Origin of the sequence: Streptomyces sp. NPDC059443, assembly GCF_042750105.1 — a bacterium.
Lineage (GTDB): Bacteria > Actinomycetota > Actinomycetes > Streptomycetales > Streptomycetaceae > Streptomyces.
Map to the genome: position 1 here is coordinate 1,334 of NZ_JBHYVM010000025.1, position 21,940 is coordinate 23,273.

Genomic DNA, 21,940 nt, shown 5'->3' on the forward strand with positions numbered 1-21,940 from the left:
CGCCCCCCCGCGGCGCCGCGCCCAGCCCCCTGCCCCGCCCCCCGCCCGTCCCCCGACCTCCCTAACTACCGCCGCCGCGGGCCCCGCCCCCCCGCGCCGCGGGGCCCGGCGGGCGGCCCCCGCGGCCCGGCCCGGGCTGTGTGCCGGGTCAGTGGAAGGCCGCCGCCACCGCGCGGTGGGAGCCGTTGAGGTAGTGCTCGCCGATGGAGCGCAGGCGGTGCGCGGTCGGGCGGTGGGCCGTCAGGACCCGGGCGTTGCGCCAGAACCGGTCCAGGCCGGGGGCGTCGGCGAGCTCCAGCACCCGGGTGCTGATGTGCAGGGCGGCCTTCGACGTGACGGTCTCGGCCGTGGCGACCAGGGCCGCGACGCCCGCGGCCCCTTCCGCGTCGAGGTGCGTCCCCGTGTCGAGGGCCTGTCCCATCACGTCCGTCGCCCGGCCGACCACGGCGGTGGCCGTCTGGGCGGCGGAGGCGAGTTCCCCGTACGTCAGGAAGAGGTCCGGGTCCTCGCCGGGCAGCCGGTGCGCGCGGCCGCCCCTGCTGAGGTCGCGCGCCTCGGTCAGGGCGCCTTCGGCGATCCCGAGGCCCACGTGGCACAGGGCGAGCCGCAGCGCGGGCTCCGCGAGCGCGGTGAAGGGGGCGGTCGACTCCTCGTCGTAAGGCCGGCGGCCCAGCACCTGCCCCGGCGCGATGGTTACCCGGTCCAGGACGACCTCGCCCGCGCCGGCCAGGCGCTGCCCGAGGCGGTCGTGGGCCGGTTCGACGCTCACGCCCCGCGCGCCGGACGGGATCCGTACGACCAGGACGTCGCCGGTCGCGGCGCAGAGGGCGTCCACCACGACCTGGTCGGCGGCGGCCACCGCCGTGTCCACCGACCGGCGCCCGTTCAGTACGTAGCCGGTGGTGCGGGGCCTCAGCGTGAGGTCCGGTCCTCCGGTGTCCTCGTGGGGTGCGGGGGCGTGGACGGCCCCGGTCCACAGCCACTTCTCGCGCACCGACTCCTCTTCGAGGGCGGTCGCGTGCTCGTGGCTCGCGTAGAAGCGTCCGCTCCAGGCGTGTACGTAGTGGCGGGCGAGCAGGTCGCCGACGGAACTGTCCGCCGCGGAGATCTCCCGGATGACGGCGCATCCGGTGCGCCAGTGCGCCCCGCGGCCGGGCCCGGGCGGGGTGAGGGCCGCCGGCAGGCCGGCTTCGCGCAGCCGGGCCGTTTCGTCGGTCGGCGGCTTGCCGGCCTGGTCCCGGGCGATGGCGTCCGCGGCGAGGTCGTCCGCCACGTCGCGGGCGGTACGCAGGAGCGCGCGGCGGCGCTCGTCGGAGGACCGGCGGTCGGTGGTCATGTCGGCTGCTCCGGAACGTTGTTGGGTGGCCTCGGCCAGTCTCGCCTGCACCGGATCCCCACCTTTCCCATCGGATTAATAGGAATACTTGCCCGAAGCGGCCCGCCCGGCAAGAGCGCGACCGAATCGTGGACGGTCCGGTCTCATGATGAAAGACGGCGCAGGTCGGCCGCGGTCCGATGGGCCGGTCGCGGGCGGATCCGCCGTCAGGCGGTGCGCGAATCGGGGGTGTTCGGTCCGGCTCGGGGGTTCAGGGGCTCGCGATGACCAGCAGCGTGCGGGCCGCGGCCGGGCCCGACAGGCGGCAGCGGTGCGGGACTTCGCCCCGGTGGTGGGCGCTCTGTCCGGCGCTCAGGGTCAGCGGCTCCTCACCCTCCACCTCCAGGACGATCTCGCCCTCCAGGACGTAGAGGAAGTCCTCGCCGGGGTGCTCGAACCAGCCGCGCTCGCCCTGGCCGGGCTCGAAGTGGTGCTCGTAGGCCTCCATCAGCGCGCTGCGCCCGCCCGGGATGAGCACCTGGGCGGTCTGCCCCGTGGCCTCGTTCACGCGGATCACCTGCGGGTCGCTCTCGTGGCTGACCGCACCCGGTCGCGCGGGCGGCCGCAGGAAGGTCCCCGGGGTGACGTCCAGCGCTTCGGCGATCCGGTAGATCGAGCTGAGGCTCGGGGTGGCGAGGCCGCGTTCGAGCTGGCTGAGGAACGGCTGGGAGAGGCCCGAGCGGGTGGCGAGGACGGCCATGGAGACGCCGCGCTGTTTGCGGCAGCTCCGGATCACCCGTCCGACCTCGATCGCCTCGGGCGTGGGTTCGGGTCGAGACACGCAGGTGAACGTACCTCATCACCGATCAAGGACCGGGAGCTCCGGGAGGTTTCGCACTGCCGCAACACTCTCTTCATAAGCGTGGTCAATTATTGACCTCACTTATCAACGGCCGAGAAGCCGACCGAGGAACCGAACGAGGAGCCGCCCCGTGCACGCCACCCCCTCACCGCCCGGCCGGGCCATCGGTCGGCTCGGCCCGGTCCTGGGCGCCGCAGGTGCCGTGCTCGCGCTGTGGTACCTGCTCGCCCGGTCCGGCGCGGTGGCGCCGGGGCTGCTGCCCACGCCCGGCCAGACCGCGGCCGCGCTCGCGGACAGCGCCCGCAGCGGCATCCTGACCGCTGATCTCGGTGCCAGCCTGGCCCGCGCCGGACAGGGATTCGCACTCGGCGCCCTCGTCGGCAGCGCACTGGGCTTCGCCACCGGCTACCTGCCGAGGCTCTCCGCCGCCGTCACCCCGGTGGTCTCCTTCCTGCGCCCGATCCCGGCCATCGCGCTGGTGCCGCTCGCGACCGCCTGGTTCGGCATCGGGGAGACCGCCAAGCGCCTGCTCATCGCCTACGCCGTACTGCTCGCCGTCTGGCTGTACGTCCACGACGGGGTCTCCCGGGTACCGGTGTCCCACCTGCGGGCGGCCCGGTCGCTGGGGGCGCCGCTGCACCGCCGGTTCACCGAGGTGCTGCTGCCCGCCGCAGCGCCCGCGCTGCTCGCCGCGTTGCGGTACGGGGCCTCGGTCGCCCTGCTCGCCCTGGTGGCGGCCGAACTGGGCGGCGCGGACAGCGGGTTGGCGTACAGGCTCCAGGTGGACGGGCAGTTCCTGCGGGTGGACCGGATGTTCGCGGGACTGCTCGTACTCGGGATGCTCGGCGTGGCCGTCGACCTCGTACTGGCCGCGGCCGGCCGCCGGTTCGTGCACTGGAGCGCCTCGTGAGCCTGGGCGTACGACTGGAGGGGATCTCGGTCGGCTACGGGGCCGCCCCGGTGCTGGAACGCACCGAACTGGATCTCCCGGCGGGCTCGTTCACCGCGCTGCTGGGGCCCAGCGGGTGCGGCAAGTCCACGGTTCTCAACCTGGTCGCCGGGTTCGTACGGCCCACCGAAGGGCGGGTGACGGCGGGTTCCGCGCCCGTGCGCGGGCCGGGCCCGGAACGGGGAGTGGTCTTCCAGCACTACGCGCTCTTCCCCTGGCGCACCGCCCGCGGCAACGTGGAATTCGCCCTCAAGCGGCTCGGCCTGCCGCGTCCGGAGCGCCGCCGGCGAGCGCTCAGGGCGCTGGCCGAGGTGGGGCTGGCGGACGGCGCCGAGAAGTACCCGGCGCAGCTGTCCGGCGGCATGCAGCAGCGGGTGGCACTGGCCCGCGCACTGGCCGCCGAGCCCGAAGTGCTGCTGATGGACGAGCCGTTCGGGGCGTTGGACGCACTGACCCGGACCCGGATGCAGACCCTGCTGCGGGAGCTGTGGCAGCGCCGCGGAACCACCGTCCTGTTCGTCACGCACGACATCGACGAGGCGCTGGCCCTCGCCGAGCGGATCGTCGTCCTCGGCGGGACTCCCGGACGGGTGCTGGCCGACCACGCCGTGCCCGCCGGCCCGCCCGACCCCGGGCTGCGCTCGCAGATCGCACGTCACCTCGGCTCCGACTGAGGCTCCCGGATCGGCCCTGTTGCTACTCCCTGCTGCTTGCTGCCTGCTCCCGTCCCCGGAAGGACTTCGCGTGCCCAGAACCCTCAGAACCCCCAGAACCCTCAGACCCCGCGCGCTCGCCACGCTGCTGACGGCCGTCCTGCTCGGCGCGCTCACCTCGGCCTGCGCCGCCGGCTCCGGCGGCGGTTCCGGCTCCGCGGCCGGCGGCCGCCCCGCCGTTTCCCTCGCCGCGAGCGACTACCTCGGCGGGGCGCCCGTCCACGTGGCCGAGGAGCGCGGCCTCTGGTCCGCCGAGGGCATCGATGCCACCGTGACCACCCAGCCCACGGGCCGGGACGCGCTGAACGCCGTGCTCGGCGGCCAGGCGCAGCTCGGCGTCGTGGGTGACCTGCCCGCGGTGACGGCCGCGCTGGGCGGCCGTGAGCTGCGGATCGTCGCCGACCTGTCCCGGTTCGACGACTGGCGGCTGCTGACCCGGACCGACCGGCAGATCACCGGCTTCGCCGCGCTGAAGGGCCGCAAGGTCGGCGTCCCGCAGGGCACGAACGTCGAGTACGCACTGTCGCGGATGCTCGCCTCCGCGCAGCTGACGGCCGCGGACGTGACCGTGGTCAACCTCGCCCCGAACCAGGTCACTTCGGCGCTGGCCCGAGGGGACGTCGACGCCGGGGTCACCTTCCCCAGCTTCTACGATGCCGCCCGCACCGCCCTCGGCGACCGCTACGCCGAACTCCCCTTCACCGGCTACACGGCACGGACCCTGCTCGTCGCGGGTCCGGCGGCGACCGAGGAGACCGTCACGGCCGTGCTCCGGGCGCTGCTGAAGGCCCAGCGCGAGATCGCCGCCGCCCCGGCCGCCGCGCGCAAGGCCGTACTCGCCCAGTCCAAGGGCGCGCTCCAGGCCGGCTACGTGGACGCCTTCCAGCCCCGCTACGGCTACGGCGCGACCCTTTCGCCCGAGCTGCTGACCCAGCTGGAGCAGGAGGCCGCCTGGGCGAAGGCCGCCCAGGGCCTGCCGGGCTCCGCCGACCGCGCCGCGCTGCTGGGGCACCTGAACCCCGCGCCCCTGACGGCCGTAGACCCGGCCGCCGTCACCGTCCACTGACCACACCCACATCAACACCCACAGCAAGACCAACACCCACACCGGAGATCCGCATGACCGTCGACCAGAACACCCTGCGCCGCCGAGGCGTGGGCCTCATCGCCCATGACCCCGCCCGCAGTTACGGCGGCTACACCCTCTACACGCCGATCACCAGCGCCGGCCGGATCCACCTCGTAGACATAGAAGGCCGGCCGGCCCACACCTGGAACTCCCCGCACCCGCCCGGCCGACAGGCCCAACTCCTCCCCAACGGGAACCTCTTCTACGCGGCCAAGGACACCACCAGCCCCACCCTCTTCCCCATCTGGGACGTTTACCACGGCGGCATCTTCCAGGAACTGGCCCCCGACTCCACGGTCCTGCGCGAGGTCCGGCACCCCTTCCACCACCACGACGCCTCGATCCTGCGCAACGGCAACCTCATCGTCACCGTCGTGGAACCCCTGGCCCCGGCCGACGCGGCCCGCATCCGGGGCGGCATCCCCGGCTCCGAAGCCCCGGGCGGGGTGATCTACGGGGACGTGGTGTACGAGCTGACCTGGGACGGGGAGGAGGTGTGGCGCTGGGCCGCCATCGATCACCTCGACCCCGAGGAGTTCCCGCTCGACCCGCACTTCGCCCGTGAGCACTGGCCCATGGCCAACACGGTCAACGAGAGCGCCGACGGCTCGATCGTCGTGGGCTTCCGCAGCGCGTCCTCCACCGTGGCCGTGGACCGCGCCGACGGGTCCGTACGGTGGCGCATCGGCCCCGACGTCCTGGCGCAGCAGCACCATCCGCACGAGCTGGCGGACGGGAACATCCTGGTCTTCGACAACGGCACCTACCGCGACACCACGTCCGTGCCGTACTCGCGGGTGCTGGAGCTCGACCCGCGCACGGGCGAGGAGGTGTGGTCGTACGAGGACAATCCGCCGCAGAACTTCTACAGCCCGTACATGTCCAGCGCGCAGCGCCTGCCGAACGGGAACACCTTCATCGCGGAGGGCTCCTTCGGGCGGCTCTTCGAGGTGACCCCCGCCCGGGAGGTGGTGTGGGAGTTCGTGGTCCCGCAGTTCCGGTCCTTCGGCGAAGGCGTGGGCCTGGAGTCCTCGGCCGGCGCCCAGAACTCCGTCTTCCGCGCCTACCGGTACTCCGCGGACCGGTTCCCCTGGCTGTGAACGACGGCCCGGTCCAGCCGCGGGGTCGCCGGGTGCCGCCCCGGGGAAGATACTGAAGGTCACGGTGCGTGGAGGCGACATGCGTGAACCGGAGCGTCGCGGCCCGAGGACGGCCTCGGTGCCCGTCAGCGAGACGGCAGCGGTCGTACTGGACGACGCGGGCGTGGTCGTGGCCCGATCGGAGTGGGCCGCGACGCTGCTGGAATGCCCCCCGGGAGAGACCTGCGAGCCCCTTCTGGGGCTGCTGCCGCGAGCCGGACCGGATGCAGGGCCGGATGCCGGACCGGATGCAGGACCGGATGCCGGACCGGATGCAGGACCGGATGCCGGACCGGATGTGGGGCCCTCCGGGCGCCTGGTGACCGTTCCGAGTGGCGATCATGAGGGTCCGAAGACCCCTCTGGTCTGCACGGTCGTCCCGCTGACGGCTCGCGCTAGAGGCGATCGCGGCGCCGACGCGAGATGGCTCGTCCTGGTGACCCCGGCGGAATCCGCCGGGGAGGCGGCCGAGAGGGATGTGCAGCGGCGCCGGACGGGGCTGTCCCACGCCGCTGCCGAGGGCATCGGCGCCTCCCTGGACGTGACCGAGATGGCCGAGACCCTCGTGAACCTGCTCGTCCCCGATTTCGCCGACCTGGCGACCGTGGACATCGCCGAGCAGGTGCTCGCGGGCGACGAACCCCCGCACCTCGACACCAGCGGCGACGTCCGCCTGCGCCGGACCGCTGCCGCGCAGAGCCCGGAGATATCCGCCGAGGACCTCCTGGCGGTGGGAGAGGCGCTTCCTCCCGTCACGGACAGCACGCTGATGCGTCCCCTCATGCAGGGGCTGCCGGTGCTGGTGCCGGACGTCGCCGCCCTGCACGCGAAGCTCGGCGTGGATCCGCGGAGCGTACCGTTGCTCGTCCCCGGCGGGGCCCACTCCTCCATCGCGGTGCCGCTCTACGCACGGGGTCTGATCCTCGGCTGCGTCACGGTCTGGCGCAGCCGGTCGCCTTCCGCGTTCGGCGAGGAGGACGCCGCCCTGCTCCAGGACGTCGTCTCCCGGGCCGCACTCGGCGTGGACAACGCGCGCCGCTACACCAAGGAGCACCGGTCGGCGGTGGCCCTGCAGCGGAGCCTGCTGCCGCGCTCGGCCCTGGACTGCGCCGCCGCGGAGACGGTGGGCGTCTACCAGCCGGCGGGCGGCGGCCTGGGGGTCGGCGGGGACTGGTTCGACGTGATCCCCCTGTCGTCGTTGCGCGTCGCGTTCGTCGTCGGGGACGTGGTCGGCCACGGCCTCGACGCCACCGCGGCCATGGCGCGGCTGCGGACCGCCGTGCAGACCCTCGCCGACCTCGATCTGGATCCGGGTGAGCTCCTCACGCACCTGGACGACCTGGTGCTCGATCTCGCCGGCGAGGAGATGGCCGGCGGTTCCCGTTCCGAGACGGCGGTGCTCGGATCGACGTGCCTGTACGCCGTCTACGACCCGGTGACGAGGAAATGCGCCGCCGCCACGGCGGGCCATCCGCCGCCGGCCGTGCTGTCGCCCGGTGCGGAGCCGGTCTTCGTGGACATGACGCCCGGACCGCCCCTGGGAGTCGGCGGAATGCCCTTCGAGGTAACGGAGTTCGCCGTAGAGCCCGGCAGCATGCTCGCCTTCTTCACGGACGGGCTCGTCGAGAGCCGCGGCGGCGACATCGAGGAAGGAATGGAAAGGCTGAGGAGCGCGCTCGTCGGCGCGAACTGGAGCCGCCCCCTGGGCGAGATCAGCCAGGGCATCTTCGACGGCGTGCTGCCTCAAGGACCCTCCGACGACGTCGCCCTGCTCCTCGCCCGGACCCGCGCGCTCTCGTCCGACCAGGTCGCCGAGTGGGAACTCGAACCCGACCTGTCCCTCGTCGGGCACGCCCGTGAGCTGGTGGTGGGCAGGCTGTCCGACTGGGAGTTGGACGAACTGAGCTTCGTGACGGAGCTCGTCGCCAGCGAGCTCGTCACGAACGCGATCCGTTACGCGGGGGGACCGGTCGGGCTACGGCTGCTCCGCGACCGGGTGCTCGTCTGCGAGGTGTCCGACCACAGCAGCACCCAGCCGCGCCTGCGCCGGGCCCGTGAGACGGACGAGGGCGGGCGCGGCCTGTTCCTCGTCGCCCAGCTCACCGACCGCTGGGGCTGCCGGTTCACCAGTACCGGGAAGACCATCTGGACGGAGCAGCCCATCGGGGGCTCCTTCCTCTAGGTCCCGGCCCCCTCCTCTAGGCCTTGAGGGCCGTGGTGACGGTGTCGAAGCACATGGTGGTGCGGGACCGCTGGTCGTACGGGTCCCAGCGCGGCATGTCCGGGTGGTTGGGGTCGCCGGTGCGTATGAAGGAGATCCACGCCCGGTGCATCGTCCCGGCGAGGCCGTCCCGGATCCCGGCGTCCATCCCCGCCAGGAACGGCGCGTGCGCCCACTGGTCGAAGTTGTCGAAGACGAACGGCAGGTCCAGGCAGTGCGGGGCACCCAGGCGGCCGCCGTGCGCGGGGGTGGGGAAGCCGAACTCGTACGTCCAGACCGGGCGACCCCGTACCGCCCGCGCTTCCGCGAACGCCAGGGTGGGCTTCCTGAACAGCTCGTCGGTGCTCAGGTCGACGAGGACGTCGATCGGCCGTGCGTCCGGGCGGGCGGCCTCGTAGGCCGCGTACGCTTCGGCGGCGCCGTCACCGAAGCTGTCCCGTGCCCGGCGGAGCACCTGTTCCCTGGTGGTGGACGCGTACGCCTCGCCCAGTGCGAAGGTGAAGGCGGACTCCTCCCTGGTCCAGCCGATGAGGACGTCGATGTCCGCGCCCGGACCGTCGAGGAGGTTCAGGGCGGGCTGCCGCGCCGCCGTCCCGCCGTCGAGTACGGGCATGAACGGCGCGGTCCAGTGTCCCCATTCCATGGTGGCCGTGAGGAGCCCGGCGGTGGCCTCGACCAGTCGCGGCCACGGCAGCGCGCGCAGTTCTTCCTCGTCCTTCGCGCCGGCGATCCCCATGAAGGCGGCGGTGCGGGCCAGGGACTCGGTAGGCGTGGCGAGGGGCATGGCGAGCGGGACGCTCTGGAGGATGGCCCGCCGGAAGAGTCGGCCGTGGCCCGCGTCGCCCGCGTGGCCCGCGAGTGCCGCCGTGGAGAGGGCGCCGGCGGACTGGCCGGCGACGGTGACGTTGCCGGGATCCCCGCCGAAGGCGGCGATGTTGTCCTGGACCCAGCGCAGCGCGGCGAGTTGGTCCGTGAGCCAGAGGTTGCCGCACCCGGCGCCTTCGTCCGATGCGAAGGTCAGCAGGCCGAGCGGTCCGAGCCGGTAGTTGAGGTTCACCACCACCAGGTCGCCGTCGCGGGCGAAGGTCTCGCCGGAGTAGTTCGGCATCGCTCCGGACCCGGAGATGAAGGCGCCGCCGTGGATCCAGACCAGCACGGGACGGCGTGCGCCGTCGGCGGCGGGCGTCCACACGTTGAGCGTCAGACAGTCCTCGTCGAAGGGCGGGAAGCCGTGGCCGCCGAGCATCGGGTCGCCCTCGCGGACGGCCTGCGGGGAGCCGGACCCGTACGCCGTCGCGTCGAGGGTGCCGCTCCATCCCGGATGCGGCTGCGCGGGGCGCCACCGGAGGGGCCCGACGGGCGGGGCCGCGTACGGCACCCCCTTGAACACGGCCAGGCCGTCTTCGACGACGCCGCGGAGCGGGCCCGAGCGGGTGTTCACGACGGGCGCGGTGCGGTTCTGGGCGAAACCCATCCAGTGCGTCCTTCCAGACCGGGATCGAGAGCCTTGGGCAACCACAAGCTATTGCGTATTTATGGCGATCGTCAATATTATTCGATCCCCGGTTGGAGTGGAGGCTCCCGTGGACTTCCGGCAGCTGACGTACTTCCTCGCCGTCGTGGACCACGGCGGCTTCAACCGCGCGGCCGCGGCGCTCTACGTATCGCAGCCCTCCTTGTCGCAGGCCGTCCAGGCCCTGGAGCGCGACGTGGGCAGCGGCCTGTTCCACCGGCTGGGCAGGAGGGTGGTCCTGACCGAGGCCGGCACCGCGCTGGTGCCGCGGGCGCGGGAGGCCCTGCACGCGCTGGAGCTGGCCAGGGCCAGCGTCGGCGCCGTACGTGAACTGCGCGGCGGTCGCCTGGAGATCGCCGCGATGGCCTCACCCACGATCGAACCGCTCAGCACCATGCTCCGGCGCTTCACCGAGCGCTTTCCGGAGGTGTCGCTCAGCCTGCGCGTAGCCCTCACCCGCGAGGACGTGGTCGAGATGGTGCGCACGGGAGCCTGCGAACTCGGCCTGCTGACCACCTCGGCGCCGCTGCCGAGCCGGGACGTGGTCCCGCACCACGTCGGAGACGACAGGCTCGTCCTGGTCGCCCCGGTGGACGGCCCCTTCCCGCCCGGGCGGGCCGTGCGGGCGGAGCAGCTCGCAGGGCATCGGCTGATCGTCGGGCAGCGGGGGACCGGCATCCGCGCCTACGTGGACGACCTGAAGGCGCGGGGCGTCGACGTCCGCATCGCGGTGGAGACCGAACACCGCATGGCCTTCCTGCCCCTGGTGCTCGGAGGCGTCGGGCTGGCGGTGGTGACCGAGTCCTGGGCCGACCTGTCCGAACGGGCCGGTGCCCTCGTCCTCGCCCTCGAACCGGCCTCCCTCCAGCACAACGTCCTGGTGAGCCGCAAGGCGCAGCCGACGCCGGCCGCCCGCGCCTTCCTGGAGATCGCCCGTCCCGCCTTCTCATAGGGCAGGCCTATGAGACCCATCGGGGATGCGTGTTGGACCCGGACGGCGCCCGGTTGCTGGAATGCGAGCCATGACGAACCTGACGACCATGAAGAACACGACGGACCACAGCATCGCCCTCATCCCCGGTGACGGCATCGGAGCCGAAGTCCTCCCGGCGGCACGCGAGGTCCTCGACACCGTCGGGCGGCGCCACGGCATCACCTTCGCCTACGAGCGGTTCGACTGGTCCTGCGAGCGCTACCTCCGCCACGGATCGATGATGCCCGAGGGCGGGCTGGAGCAGCTCCGCCGGCACGACGCGATCCTGCTCGGTGCCGTCGGCTACCCGGGCGTGCCGGACCACGTCTCCCTGTGGGGGCTGCTCATCCCGATCCGCCGGGCCTTCCAGCAGTACGTCAACCTCCGCCCGATCCGCGTGTTCGAGGGACTTCCCAGCCCCGTGCGCGCGGCCACGCCCGGCGCCGTGGACTTCGTGGTCGTCCGGGAGAACACCGAAGGCGAGTACAGCGAGATCGGTGGCCGGATGAACCGTGGGTGCCCCGATGAACTGGCCGTGCAGCAAGCGGTGTTCACGCGGGCGGGAGTGACCCGGGTGGTCGACTTCGCCTTCGGCCTCGCCGAACGGCGCGGCGGCCGGCTCACCTCGGCGACGAAGTCCAACGGCATCGTGCACACCATGCCGTTCTGGGACGAGCTGGTGGCCGAGCGTTCCGCCGGGCACCCCGAGGTCGAGTGGAACCAGGAGCACATCGACGCGCTGGCCGCCAAGTTCGTCCTCGACCCCGCACGCTTCGACGTCGTCGTCGCGTCCAACCTCTTCGGGGACATCCTCAGCGACCTGGCGGCGGCGGTGGCCGGCGGCATCGGCATCGCTCCGTCCGCCAACCTCAACCCGTCGGGCGAGTACCCGTCCATGTTCGAGCCCGTCCACGGATCGGCCCCCGACATCGCCGGTCAGGGCATCGCCAATCCGATCGGCGCGATCTGGTCCGCCGCCATGATGCTCGACCACCTCGGCCACCCCGGGGCGGCGGCCGACATCACGGACGCCATCGCCCGCGTCCTGGCCACCACCCCGGTGCGCACGCCCGACCTCGGCGGCCGCGCCTCCACCGCCGAGTTCACTTCCACCGTCCTCCGGCACCTCTGACGGTCCGCTCCGCCAGAGGCTGCGGTGTGACTACGGCACCGCCGGATGGTGCAGGCGGCGCCAGTACCCGGCGATGTCCTCGGTGGCGGTGGTGACCGAGTCGAGGGCCATCGTCGTGCGGGAGTCCCGGCCGTAGCGGTCCCACTGGGGCATGGGGTGGTGGTTGGGGTCGCCGCTGCGGATGAAGGAGATCCAGGACGCGTGCATGGTCGCGGCGAGGCCGTCACGGACCCTGGGGGCCAGCCCCGCGAGGAAGGGTGCCTGCGACCACTTGTCGAAGTTGTTGAACGCGAACGGCAGCTCCAGGCAGTGCGCTGCGGCGAGTTGACCGTTGTGCGCGGGCGTCGGGAGGTTGAACTGGTACGCCCAGACCGGACGTCCGCGGGCCGCCCGCGCTTCGGCCAGCGCCACGCAGGGCATGCGGAACAGGTCGTCGGTGATCAGGTCCATGAGTACGTCCAGCGGGCGGGCTCCCGGCCGGGCCTCCTCGTAGGCGGTGTAGGCCTGGGCCGCCCGGCTTCCGAAAGTGTCCCGGGCTCTGGCGAGCACCTGGTCCCTGGTCGCAGCGGCGTACGGCTCGCTGAGGGCGAAGGCGAAGTTCGCCTCCTCCCTGGTCCAGCCGAGGAGCACCTCGATGTCCGCCCCGGCGCCGCCGGTCAGCAGCTCGGCCGGGTTGCGGTCCAGCGTGACCCCGTCCAGCACCGGCAGGAACGGGGTCGACCAGTACCCCCACTGCCCGGTGCGCCCGAACATCTCGAAGGTGGCGGCGACCAGTTGGGGCCAGGGCACGGCGCGGAGTTCCGCCACGTTCTTGGCTCCGACGATGTCCAGGAAGATGGCGGTGCGCTCCAGTGACTCGGCGCGCGTGGGGATCTTCAGCCCGAGCGGCGGGCTCTGCAGGATCGCGCGCCGGAACAGCGGGCGGCCCTTGGTCCGGGCGCCGGCCAGCGCCGCGACCGAGAGCGCGCCGCCGGACTGCCCGGCGACGGTGATGTTGTCCGGGTCGCCGCCGAACGCGGCGATGTTGTCCCGTACCCAGTTCAGCGCGGCGAGCTGGTCGGTGAGCCAGAAGTTCCCGCCGGCGCCGTCCTCCCCGAAGTAGAGGTAACCCAGCGGCCCCAGGCGGTAGTTGATGGTCACGACGACGAGGTCGCCGTTGCGGGCGAAGGTCTCGCCGGAGTAGTTCGGCAGCGAGCCGGATCCGGAGATGAAGCCGCCGCCGTGGATCCACACCATCACCGGCCGCTTGGCGCCCCCGGCTCCGGGGGTCCAGACGTTGAGCGTGAGGCAGTCCTCGTCGAAGGGGGGCGAGCCGTGCGTTCCGAGCACCTGGTCGCCCCCTTCCCGGTAGGGCTGCGGTGCGCTCGGCCCGAAGGAGGTCGCATCGCGCGTCCCCTGCCATCCGGGATGGGGCTGGGCCGGTCGCCAGCGAAGGGCGCCGACCGGCGGGGCCGCGTAGGGCACGCCCTTGAAGACGTCGAGGCCGCCTTCGGTCGTTCCGAGCAGCCGGCCTGCGGGTGCCTCGACCACGGGGGAGGAGGCGGCTGTTCGCGGTGCGGCCTGCGCCGTGCCCCCGCCCGGGAGGCCGGAGAGGAGTGCGGAACCGGCCAGCACCCCGCTCTTCTTGAGGATTTTGCGCCGCGATGGATCTTCGGTCATGGTGCTTCACTCCCTGACTGATCAAGGGACCGCCGCCGAATCGGCATAGCGTGATTTTGACGAGGGTCAGTATTGCGCCATGTGTTGGGTCGGGGTCAAGGGGTGCGTCCGCCGTGCGGCCGCTGATATGTCGAAGTCTTGACGTGCGTCAGTGAAGCGCGATAGACACGTGTCACTTCCGATGCGCTGCCGGGCGGCCAGCATGCTCGCCCCGCCCAGGCCATCAGCAACATCCGGCCCTCCAGCGCCGGTTGACGACGTTCGGAGTTTCCATGACAGGTCGATTCCGTCCCACTGGTCTGATCGCCGCGACGACGGCGGCCCTCTTCCTGGCCACGGCGTGTGGTGGCGCCAGCCTGGGGGCAGGCGACGGCGACAAGCAGAACGGGCCCGTGAAGATCGGGCTCCTCGTCCCGCGGTCGGGGACCTACAAGGCGTTGGGCGACGACATGAAGCAGGGCTTCGAGCTCTACGTCCAAGAACACGGCGGCAAACTCGGCGGGCGCGCGGTGGAGATCGTGGTCGCGGACGAGGGGGAGACGGCCGACTCGGGCAAGGCGGCGGCGGAGAAGCTGGTCAAAGAGGACCACGTGCTCGCGGTGAGCGGCGTGGTCAGCTCGGCCACCATCAACGGGGTCAAGGACCTGTTCGAGACCACCAAGGTCCCGCTCGTCGGATCGAACGCCTCGCCCACGACCCTGACCGGGACCAAGTACATCTGGCGCACCTCGTACGTCAACGACGAACCCGGCAAGGCGCTCGGCAAGTACGTGGCCGAGAAGGTCGGCGGCCCGGTCTTCCTGATCGCCGCGGGCTACCAGGCGGGCAAGGATGAGGTGGAGGGCTTCAAGTCCACCTTCCTCCCCGCGGGCGGCAAGACCGCGGGGGAGGAGGTCTACACGCCGTTCCCGGCGACCAAGAACTTCCAGCCGTACCTCGCGCAGATCGAGCGGTCCGGAGCCAAGGCCGTCTTCTGCTTCTACGCCGGCGGCGCGGCCGTCGACTTCGTCAAGCAGTACCGGGACTTCGGCCTGGCCGGCAAGATCCCGCTCTACGCGCCCGGCTTCCTCACCGAAGGCGGCGTGCTCAAGGGCCAGGGAGAGGCGGCCGAAGGCATCCTCACCGCGCTCAACTACGGCGCGGACCTGGACAACGCGGCCAACAAGCAGTTCGCCCCGGCCTACACGGCCGCCTACGGGTCGGCCCCGACCACGTACGCGGTGGCGTCGTGGGACGCGGCGCAGGTGCTCGACCGGGCGGTCAAGGCCGCGGGTGACAAGGTGACTTCGGAAACGGTGAACGCCGCCATCGCCGCGGTGGGGGACATCGACAGCCCGCGCGGCACCTGGCGGTTCAACAGCGGCGGCACGCCCGTCCAGCCCTGGTACCTGCGCGAGGTCAAGCAGGGTGCCAACACCGTCAGTTCCGAGCTCGTCCGGCTGGGCGGCTGACATGTACGGATGGTTGGACGGCAACTTCGTCAGCGTCATCGACGGGGTCGCCTTCGGTCTGCTGCTGTTCACGATCGCGGTCGGCCTCTCCCTGGTCTTCGGCATGATGGACGTGCTCAACCTGGCCCACGGCACCCTCTACCTCGCCGGGGCCTACGTCGCCTACGCCCTGTCCGACGGGAGCCTGTGGGGGCTGCTCCTCGCGCTGGCGGCCGGCGCCCTGGTGGGCACCCTGGGCGGAGCGGCGCTGACGTTCCTCACCCAGCCGCTGGCCCTGCGCGGCCACCTCGACCAGGCCGTGCTGACGCTCGGCATCACCTTCATCGTCGCCGATCTCCTCGCCGCGGCCTTCGGCGGCGAGGTGCTGCCCACCGACCCGCCGACGACGCTGCGCGGGACGGTGGACCTCCTCGGCCACGCCTATCCCGTCTACCGGCTCGTGTTCATCGGCGTCGCGACCGGCCTCGCCGCCCTCGTGCACCTCGTGTTCGAGCGCAGCTCGCTCGGAGCGCTGGTACGGGCCACCGTCGCGGACCGGGACATGGTCCGCGCACTGGGCGTGGACATCCGCAAGGTGCTCTACGGGGTCTTCGCGCTCGGCGCGGCCCTGGCCGTGGTCGGCGGCGTCCTCGGGGCGCCGATCCTGGGCCCCGGCCCGGGCGTCGACGAGACCGTCCTGGTCCTCTCGCTCGTGGTCGTGGTCGTGGGCGGTCTCGGATCCGTGCGCGGCGCGCTCGCCGGCGCGCTCCTCATCGGCCAGGTGCAGACGCTCGGGGTGGCGCTGCTCCCGGAGTACGCCCCCTTCCTGCTCTTCGGCACCATGCTGGCCGTACTCGTGGTCCGCCCGCACGGCCTGGTCCCGTCGGGGGCGCGCGCATGAGCCCGTCCGGATCCGGCGGATCCGCCGGAAGACGGCCGCGCGGCCGACGGCTGTCCATGGCCGCGGTCGCCCTCGGGCTCGCGGCGGCCCCCTTCCTCCTCGGCCCGTACGCCGTCGGCACCCTGTCGCGGGTCCTGGTGTTCGCCCTGCTAGCGATCAGCGTGAACCTGCTCACCGGCCTGACCGGACTGCCGACCCTCGGCCAGTCGGCCTACTTCGGTGTCGGCGCCTACACGGCGGCCATCGTGGCCACGCGGCTCACCGACGTCGGGGTGTACCAGCTGCTCATCGCCGCCGGAGTCTCCGGGCTGGTGGCCGTACCCACGGGATGGCTGGCGGTGAGGGCCCGGGGCGTGGTGTTCCTGATGCTGACGCTGGCCATCGGCGAGATCGCCTACAGCGCCGCCGTCAACTGGAAGTCGCTGACGAACGGCACCGACGGCGTGTCCGGCATCCCGCCCGTCGTACCGCTGCCGGGCATGCCCGCGCTGGAGCTCGACGGACTGGTCTACTTCTACGTCCTGGCCGTGTTCCTGGCGCTCGCCGCGGCCGTGTCCCGCCTCGGCTCGACACCGTTCGCCCTCGCCCTGCGCGGAATCCGCGACAACGAGCGCCGCATGAGCGCGATCGGATACCCCACCCGACGCTACGCCCTGGCCGTCTACTGCGGAGCCGGTGCGCTGGCCGGCGTCGCCGGCGGCCTGTGGGTGTCGGTGCAGAGGTTCGTCTCGCCCGGCGACGCGGGATTCCAGATCGCGGCCCTCGCCCTGCTCGCCGTCGTCATCGGCGGCTCCGGCTCCCTGTGGGGGGCCTGCGCCGGAGCCGCGCTCGTCTGGCTCACCCGCGACTACCTCGGACATCTCGAAATCGTGGCGGGGCGCGGGCCGTTGCTGCTCGGACTGTTCTTCGTCATCGCCGTCTACGCGCTGCCCCGCGGGCTGGCCGGCGTACGGCTTCCGCCCCAGCTGACCCGGAAGAGGACGGCGTGACCACACGCGATCTACTGGAACTACGCCGGGTTTCCCGGCACTTCGGCTCCTTCCGGGCTCTGGACGAGGTCGGTCTCACCGTGCGCCGAGGCGCCCGGCACGCGGTCATCGGCCCGAACGGCGCGGGAAAATCCACGCTGTTCGGACTGATCTCGGGGACGCTGGCGACGAGCGCCGGAACCATCCTCGTCGACGGGCGGGACGTGACCCGGCTGCCCGTGGACCGCCGGGTCGGACTCGGCGTCGCCGCGACCTTCCAGCACTCCAGTCTCTTCATGCGGGAGACCGTGCTGGAGAACGTCCTGCTCGCCGTGGTGCGCCGGGCCGGTGCCGGATTCGGAGGCTGGCGCAAGGTGAGTGCCCGGACGGAGGCGATCGCGCGGGCGCGGACGCTGCTGGAGCGGGTGGGGCTGCCCGCCCGGCACGACCTCCCGGCGGCCGCCCTCTCGCACGGCGAACGGCGGCAGCTGGAGGTCGCCGTCGCACTGGCCACCGAACCCCGGCTGCTGTTGCTGGACGAGCCGGCCGCCGGGATGTCTCCGGCGGAGACGGCGCGGCTCACCGAGCTCATCGCGGCCCTGCCCGCCGAGGTGACCGTGCTCCTGATCGAACACGACCTCGACATGGTCTTCGAGCTCGCCGACACGGTGACGGTCATGCACCTCGGCAGACACCTGAAGACCGGCACCCCGGACGAGGTGCGGGCCTCCGGCGAGGTCCAGAGCGCCTACCTCGGCACGACGGGGGCCGCCTCGTGAAGCCGTTCCTCAGCATCCGCGGCCTGAGCTCCGGCTACGCCGGGGGAGTGGTCCTGGGTGGTGTCGATCTCGACCTCGACGAAGGCGGGACCGTCGCGCTCCTCGGCCGCAACGGGGTCGGGAAGACCACCCTCATCTCGACCGTCATGGGGTTCGTGCGGCCGTACGAAGGCAGCGTCACCCTCGGCGGCCGGGAGCTCGCCGGATCCCGCGTCGACGTGATCGCCCGGGCCGGGGTGGGCGTCGTACCGCAGGGGCGCCGGGTCTTCGCGCCGCTGACCGTGGCCGAGCACCTGGCGATCGCCTCCGGGCGTTCGGCCCGGGGGCCGTGGACCAGAACCCGCGTCCTCGGGCTGCTCCCGCGGCTGGGGGAGCGGCTCGGGCACCGCGGTGACCAGCTCTCCGGCGGGGAACAGCAGATGCTCGCGATCGCCCGGTCCCTGCTGGGCAACCCGCGTCTCCTGCTCCTCGACGAGCCCTCCGACGGCCTCGCCCCCGCGATCGTCACCCAGGTGGGTGAGGTCATCCGTGAGGTGAGTGCGCAGGGCATGTCGGTGGTCCTGGTCGAACAGAACCTGGGGCTCGCCTTCTCCGTCGCCCAGAAGGTGGCGGTCATGCAGAAGGGCCGCATCGTCCACCAGGCGGCCTGCGCGGAATTCCGGTCCAGTCCCGAGGACCGGAGGCGCCTGCTGGGCGTCGACTGACCGCGCGGAGGCATTCGGCACGGCCAGTACGGCCCGGTACGGCCCGGGTGCGGACGCCCGGACATGACGCGCTCCTCACCTCGCGATCGTCTACAGTTCAGTAGACCGTCTACTGGACTGTAGTCGGCCGGGCGCTCCACCCGGCCGGCCCGTGCCCGAATTGCTTGAGAGGCCCCCTGCCATGGCCGCTTCCGCCCACGCCGCCACTGACCTCGCGGTCAACCTGCTCGACGCCCACTCCCTTCTCGCCGCCTTCGGCGTGATCGGCATCGCCGCGGTGATGTTCGCCGAGACGGGGCTGCTGGTCGGCTTCTTCCTGCCGGGGGACTCCCTCCTGTTCACCGCGGGCCTGCTGTGCGCCGGTACGGCCGAAGGGAGCGCCGCGCTGTCCCTCCCGGCCGTCCTGGCCGCCTCGGTGGTCGGAGCGCTGGCCGGGGCACAGTGCGGATACCTCATCGGGCGCCGCGCGGGCGGAGCCCTCCTCGCCCGCAGCCGGTCCGAGCGCCTCCACGAGGGGGCCCAGCGGGCGGAGGAGCTGCTGTCGAAGTACGGGCACGCCAAGGCGATCGTGCTGGCACGCTTCGTGCCCGTCGTCCGTACGGTCCTCAACCCGCTCGCCGGCGCCCTGAACATCCCGGCCCGTGTCTTCACCCTCTGGCAGGTCGTTGGCGGTCTGGTCTGGACGATCGGCCTGGTCCTGGCCGGTTACGCGCTCGGCTCCTCGATCCCCAACGTCGACCGGTACCTGCTGCCGATCGTCGCCCTCATCGTCGCCGTGTCCCTGCTGCCCCTGGCGATCGAACTGCTCCGCTCCCGACGGGCGGGCAAGCACCAGAACGGAACCGTTTGATGATCCTTGCGTACGACGGTTCGAGCATCGACGGCTCCGCCTACACCGACGTCATCGACCTGGCCCACCGCACTCCGGGCTGGCTGGACGCCCTGATCTCCGCCTGGTCCACCTACGGTCTGGCCCTGTTCGCGCTGCTGATGCTCGCGGCGTGGTGGCAGGCCCGGCGTGCGGGCACTCCGGCCGCGGTCACCGCTCTCGCGGTCCCGCTGATCACCCTCCTCGCCTTCGGGATCGACCTGCTGCTGAAGTCCGTCGTCCGCGAGGACCGGCCCTGCCAGACCCTGCGGGTTCCCACGCTGGAAGCCTGCCCCGCCCCCGGCGACTGGTCCTTCCCCAGCAACCACGCCGCCCTGGCCGCGGCGGCGGCCGTGGCCCTGCTCTTCGTATCGCGCAGGCTCGGCGCGGTAGCCCTGGTGGCCGCCGTGCTGATGGCGGTCTCCCGGGTCTGGGTCGGTGTGCACTATCCGCACGACGTCCTCGCCGGCTTCATCGTCGGCGCGCTCGTGGCCGCCGCCACGGCCCGGGCCGTGCGCCGGAACCAGGGTGCGCTCACGGACCGGCTGAAAACCGGCCCGCTGCGCCCGCTACTGGCCGCCGGCTGACCCCTGCCCGACTGCCCGGGTGCGGTACCGCCAGGCCTCAGATCTGGCGGGTGATCTCGCCGGCCACGCGCTCGCCGGAGACCACCGCCGCGTTGAGCGTGGAGTTCTCCACGTCCGTGTGTTCTCCCGCGAAGTGGATCCGGCCCTCCTGCACCCCTTCGTAGCCCGCGAACGAGGTGTACTGGCCGACCTTGTAGTAGTGGTAGGCGCCGAGGTGCCAGGGGTCGAGCGACCAGTGGTCCTCGTACGCCTTCCCGGTGTACGCGGCCGTCGTGCCGGGGTAGAGGTGCTCGATCTGGGAGAGGAACCACCGCACGTCCGCGTCCGGCGCCGGGCCGTGGGCGGCTCCGGTCAGCGTGTCGCGGGCGGTGTTCCCGCCGGGGAAGTTCACCAGCAGCGCCGGTGCGCCGGCCGGCCCCTGCGCGACCGAGCCGTCCCACGCCGTCTGATAACCGAGCGGGCCGGTGTTGGTGATGCCGTTGAAGCCGAGCGCCGGCCAGGTCTTCGCCGAGAGCTGGGTGACGATCTTCGCGCTGTGGCCCATGCCCTGCTGCCGGATGGCGCTCAGCTTGAGGGCCGAGAGGTTCGCCCCCGAGAGGTCGACGCCCCGTAGGGTGCTGAACGGCAGGGCCAGCACCACGTGGTCGGCGGTCACCGAGACCGTGCTGCCGGCGCGGTCGAAGGTGCAGGTGTAGGTGCAATCGGCGTTCTGGCGCAGCGCGATGAGCTCGTAGCCCTGCCGCACGGCGCCCTCCGGGAGCTGCGCCACCATGCCGCTGACCAGCTGGTCGTTGCCGCCGACGAGGTGGTACTTCTCGTCGAAGCCGCCTCCGGCGAAGGTGGACGAGGCCCCGAGGAAGCCGATCATTCCGAGCGCGGAGGCCTCGGCGGGCTCGCCGCCGGACTGGAGCTGGAGGGACTGCACGAGCTGGCCGAGCCGGGAACCGGAGGCCAGCCCGATCTCGTCGAGGTACTCCAGGCAGGACAGCCGGTCCAGCCGCCGCGCCTCGGGGTTCGCGCCGTCGTACCGGGCCGTGCCGGCGGCCCGGTACGAGGCGTTGAAGGCGTCGTAGGCCTCGCTCACCCAGTCGGCCTGCTGCTGGGTCCCGGTGTAGGAGGCGCCCGCGATCCAGGCGGTGTAGTCCCCGGTGTCCAGGGCGCCGCCGTTCGCGTACTCCCGGCCGATGCCGAGCCTGTGGGCCAGGCCGAGGATCGCGGTGTCGGAGGAGCTGATGAACGAACCGCCGTGCTCGTGGACCGCGCCGTTGTCGAAGAAGCCGCGCAACGACCAGCAGCGGCCGCCGACATGGGTGGTGTCGGCCTCGTACACGGTGGCGGCGACGGGGGCGCCTTGGGTCCACAGCCGGTGTGCGCAGCGCAGTCCCGCGAGCCCCGCGCCGATGATCGCGATACGCGGGGCGGTGCCGGAGCCGGTGCCCGCGACGGCCGCCGCTGCCCGGCGCGCGGCGAGCGGCCCGCCCGGCAGCGCCGCGGCCGCGGCCAGGGTTCCCGCGGTGCCGAGGATCCGGCGGCGGCTGAACGTACGGCCGGCCTCGTCGCCCAACCCAGCTTCGGGCGGGGCCGGTTGCCGGTCGGCGCGCAGGGCGCGTGCGCGGCGGGTGTGCTCGGAGGCCTCCCCGGCGACCTCCTCCACGGGCATGCCGCGGCGGCGCGCCTCGGCGTGCAGCGAGAACGCGAGGCGCAGCCGGTCGGGGATGCCGGCGCGGTTGGCGGACTGGGGCGGGGCGGCAGGTTCCTGGTGCGGGTGACGCATGCGATGCATGTGATCCCTCTCCTCGGCGGACCGGGTCGGGCAGGCGTGAGGGCACCCAACAGCTGTTGCTGGCAGGGGAGTTGGGTGCTCGCGAGATGGCCGTGACGACCGCGGTGGTTCCCGGCGGTATCCGGTGAGGGGGAGTGAACCGTTGGCGCAACGGAGTTGTCAACGGTGTTGCGCCAACGGGTGTTGCGTCGACCGGTGTGCGCCGATGCCGGGCGGGGGCGCGCCCCCCCCCCCCGCCGGGGGTGTTGGTAAGCCCCCCCGCGCCGAGCCCCGGGCCCGGGGGCGGGAGCGGGGAGGCGCGCCACCCACCGCGGG

The 21,940-nt window shown here is 72.6% G+C and carries 19 protein-coding genes; 14 read left to right on the forward strand and 5 right to left on the reverse strand.

Annotation, left to right across the window (positions count from 1 at the left end):
- Nucleotides 1-148: 148 nt before the first annotated feature.
- Both ACFXDJ_RS23225 and ACFXDJ_RS23230 read right to left on the reverse strand, forming a co-directional pair.
- Nucleotides 149-1,387 (reverse strand): acyl-CoA dehydrogenase, encoded by a 1,239-nt coding sequence (locus ACFXDJ_RS23225; protein ID WP_384655430.1) that lies wholly within the window; start codon nucleotides 1,385-1,387, stop codon nucleotides 149-151.
- A gap of 199 nt (nucleotides 1,388-1,586) precedes the next feature.
- The gene (locus ACFXDJ_RS23230) at nucleotides 1,587-2,156 is read right to left on the reverse strand and encodes a helix-turn-helix domain-containing protein (protein ID WP_384655433.1); all 570 of its coding nucleotides are present in this window, start codon (nucleotides 2,154-2,156) and stop codon (nucleotides 1,587-1,589) included.
- Nucleotides 2,157-2,307: 151 nt separating this feature from the next.
- Here ACFXDJ_RS23230 and ACFXDJ_RS23235 point away from each other — a divergent pair, with 151 nt between their 5' ends.
- From ACFXDJ_RS23235 to ACFXDJ_RS23255, 5 genes are all read left to right on the forward strand, one after another.
- Nucleotides 2,308-3,087 (forward strand): ABC transporter permease, encoded by a 780-nt coding sequence (locus ACFXDJ_RS23235; protein ID WP_384655435.1) that lies wholly within the window; start codon nucleotides 2,308-2,310, stop codon nucleotides 3,085-3,087.
- Entirely contained in the window at nucleotides 3,084-3,800 is a 717-nt protein-coding gene (locus tag ACFXDJ_RS23240) for an ABC transporter ATP-binding protein (protein WP_384655439.1), read from the forward strand. The genes ACFXDJ_RS23235 and ACFXDJ_RS23240 overlap by 4 nt, the downstream gene beginning before the upstream one ends.
- Before the next feature lie 70 nt (nucleotides 3,801-3,870).
- Complete coding sequence (locus ACFXDJ_RS23245) at nucleotides 3,871-4,905, forward strand: ABC transporter substrate-binding protein (protein WP_384850173.1); 1,035 nt, start codon at nucleotides 3,871-3,873, stop codon at nucleotides 4,903-4,905.
- A 53-nt stretch (nucleotides 4,906-4,958) separates the two neighbouring features.
- A complete protein-coding gene (locus ACFXDJ_RS23250) occupies nucleotides 4,959-6,068 on the forward strand; it encodes an aryl-sulfate sulfotransferase (RefSeq protein WP_384655444.1) in 1,110 nt (369 codons plus the stop codon).
- Nucleotides 6,069-6,543: 475 nt separating this feature from the next.
- Complete coding sequence (locus tag ACFXDJ_RS23255; RefSeq protein ID WP_384655447.1) at nucleotides 6,544-8,289, forward strand: SpoIIE family protein phosphatase; 1,746 nt, start codon at nucleotides 6,544-6,546, stop codon at nucleotides 8,287-8,289.
- A gap of 16 nt (nucleotides 8,290-8,305) precedes the next feature.
- On the opposite strand, the gene ACFXDJ_RS23260 is transcribed toward ACFXDJ_RS23255, so the two are convergent.
- Entirely contained in the window at nucleotides 8,306-9,802 is a 1,497-nt protein-coding gene (locus ACFXDJ_RS23260; RefSeq protein ID WP_384655449.1) for a carboxylesterase/lipase family protein, read from the reverse strand.
- A gap of 109 nt (nucleotides 9,803-9,911) precedes the next feature.
- Between ACFXDJ_RS23260 and ACFXDJ_RS23265 the strand changes: the two genes are divergently transcribed.
- Nucleotides 9,912-10,793: a LysR family transcriptional regulator gene (locus ACFXDJ_RS23265; RefSeq protein ID WP_384655451.1), complete on the forward strand. Its 882-nt coding sequence runs from the start codon at nucleotides 9,912-9,914 to the stop codon at nucleotides 10,791-10,793.
- Between the two features lie 70 nt (nucleotides 10,794-10,863).
- Nucleotides 10,864-11,946 (forward strand): tartrate dehydrogenase, encoded by a 1,083-nt coding sequence (locus ACFXDJ_RS23270; protein ID WP_384655453.1) that lies wholly within the window; start codon nucleotides 10,864-10,866, stop codon nucleotides 11,944-11,946.
- A gap of 30 nt (nucleotides 11,947-11,976) precedes the next feature.
- On the opposite strand, the gene ACFXDJ_RS23275 is transcribed toward ACFXDJ_RS23270, so the two are convergent.
- Nucleotides 11,977-13,605, reverse strand: a complete 1,629-nt coding sequence (locus ACFXDJ_RS23275; RefSeq protein WP_384655455.1) for a carboxylesterase/lipase family protein — start codon at nucleotides 13,603-13,605, stop codon at nucleotides 11,977-11,979.
- A gap of 272 nt (nucleotides 13,606-13,877) precedes the next feature.
- On the opposite strand from ACFXDJ_RS23275, the gene ACFXDJ_RS23280 reads away from it, so the two are divergent.
- The 7 genes from ACFXDJ_RS23280 to ACFXDJ_RS23310 all read left to right on the forward strand — a co-directional run bounded on the left by ACFXDJ_RS23280 (nucleotide 13,878) and on the right by ACFXDJ_RS23310 (nucleotide 19,842).
- Entirely contained in the window at nucleotides 13,878-15,056 is a 1,179-nt protein-coding gene (locus tag ACFXDJ_RS23280) for an ABC transporter substrate-binding protein (RefSeq protein ID WP_384655457.1), read from the forward strand.
- Nucleotide 15,057: 1 nt separating this feature from the next.
- Nucleotides 15,058-15,936, forward strand: a complete 879-nt coding sequence (locus tag ACFXDJ_RS23285; RefSeq protein ID WP_384655460.1) for a branched-chain amino acid ABC transporter permease — start codon at nucleotides 15,058-15,060, stop codon at nucleotides 15,934-15,936.
- Nucleotides 15,933-16,925, forward strand: a complete 993-nt coding sequence (locus tag ACFXDJ_RS23290; RefSeq protein ID WP_384655463.1) for a branched-chain amino acid ABC transporter permease — start codon at nucleotides 15,933-15,935, stop codon at nucleotides 16,923-16,925. The genes ACFXDJ_RS23285 and ACFXDJ_RS23290 overlap by 4 nt, the downstream gene beginning before the upstream one ends.
- Nucleotides 16,922-17,683, forward strand: a complete 762-nt coding sequence (locus ACFXDJ_RS23295; protein ID WP_384655465.1) for an ABC transporter ATP-binding protein — start codon at nucleotides 16,922-16,924, stop codon at nucleotides 17,681-17,683. The genes ACFXDJ_RS23290 and ACFXDJ_RS23295 overlap by 4 nt, the downstream gene beginning before the upstream one ends.
- Nucleotides 17,680-18,387 carry an ABC transporter ATP-binding protein gene (locus ACFXDJ_RS23300; protein WP_384655467.1) on the forward strand — a complete coding sequence of 236 codons (708 nt, stop codon included), beginning with the start codon at nucleotides 17,680-17,682 and terminating at the stop codon, nucleotides 18,385-18,387. Before ACFXDJ_RS23295 ends, ACFXDJ_RS23300 begins: the two co-directional genes overlap by 4 nt.
- A 181-nt stretch (nucleotides 18,388-18,568) precedes the next feature.
- Nucleotides 18,569-19,237 carry a DedA family protein gene (locus ACFXDJ_RS23305; RefSeq protein WP_384655470.1) on the forward strand — a complete coding sequence of 223 codons (669 nt, stop codon included), beginning with the start codon at nucleotides 18,569-18,571 and terminating at the stop codon, nucleotides 19,235-19,237.
- The gene (locus ACFXDJ_RS23310) at nucleotides 19,237-19,842 is read left to right on the forward strand and encodes a phosphatase PAP2 family protein (RefSeq protein WP_384655472.1); all 606 of its coding nucleotides are present in this window, start codon (nucleotides 19,237-19,239) and stop codon (nucleotides 19,840-19,842) included. The genes ACFXDJ_RS23305 and ACFXDJ_RS23310 overlap by 1 nt, the downstream gene beginning before the upstream one ends.
- A 37-nt stretch (nucleotides 19,843-19,879) precedes the next feature.
- On the opposite strand, the gene ACFXDJ_RS23315 is transcribed toward ACFXDJ_RS23310, so the two are convergent.
- The gene (locus ACFXDJ_RS23315; protein WP_384655475.1) at nucleotides 19,880-21,625 is read right to left on the reverse strand and encodes a flavin monoamine oxidase family protein; all 1,746 of its coding nucleotides are present in this window, start codon (nucleotides 21,623-21,625) and stop codon (nucleotides 19,880-19,882) included.
- Between the last annotated feature and the right edge of the window lie 315 nt (nucleotides 21,626-21,940).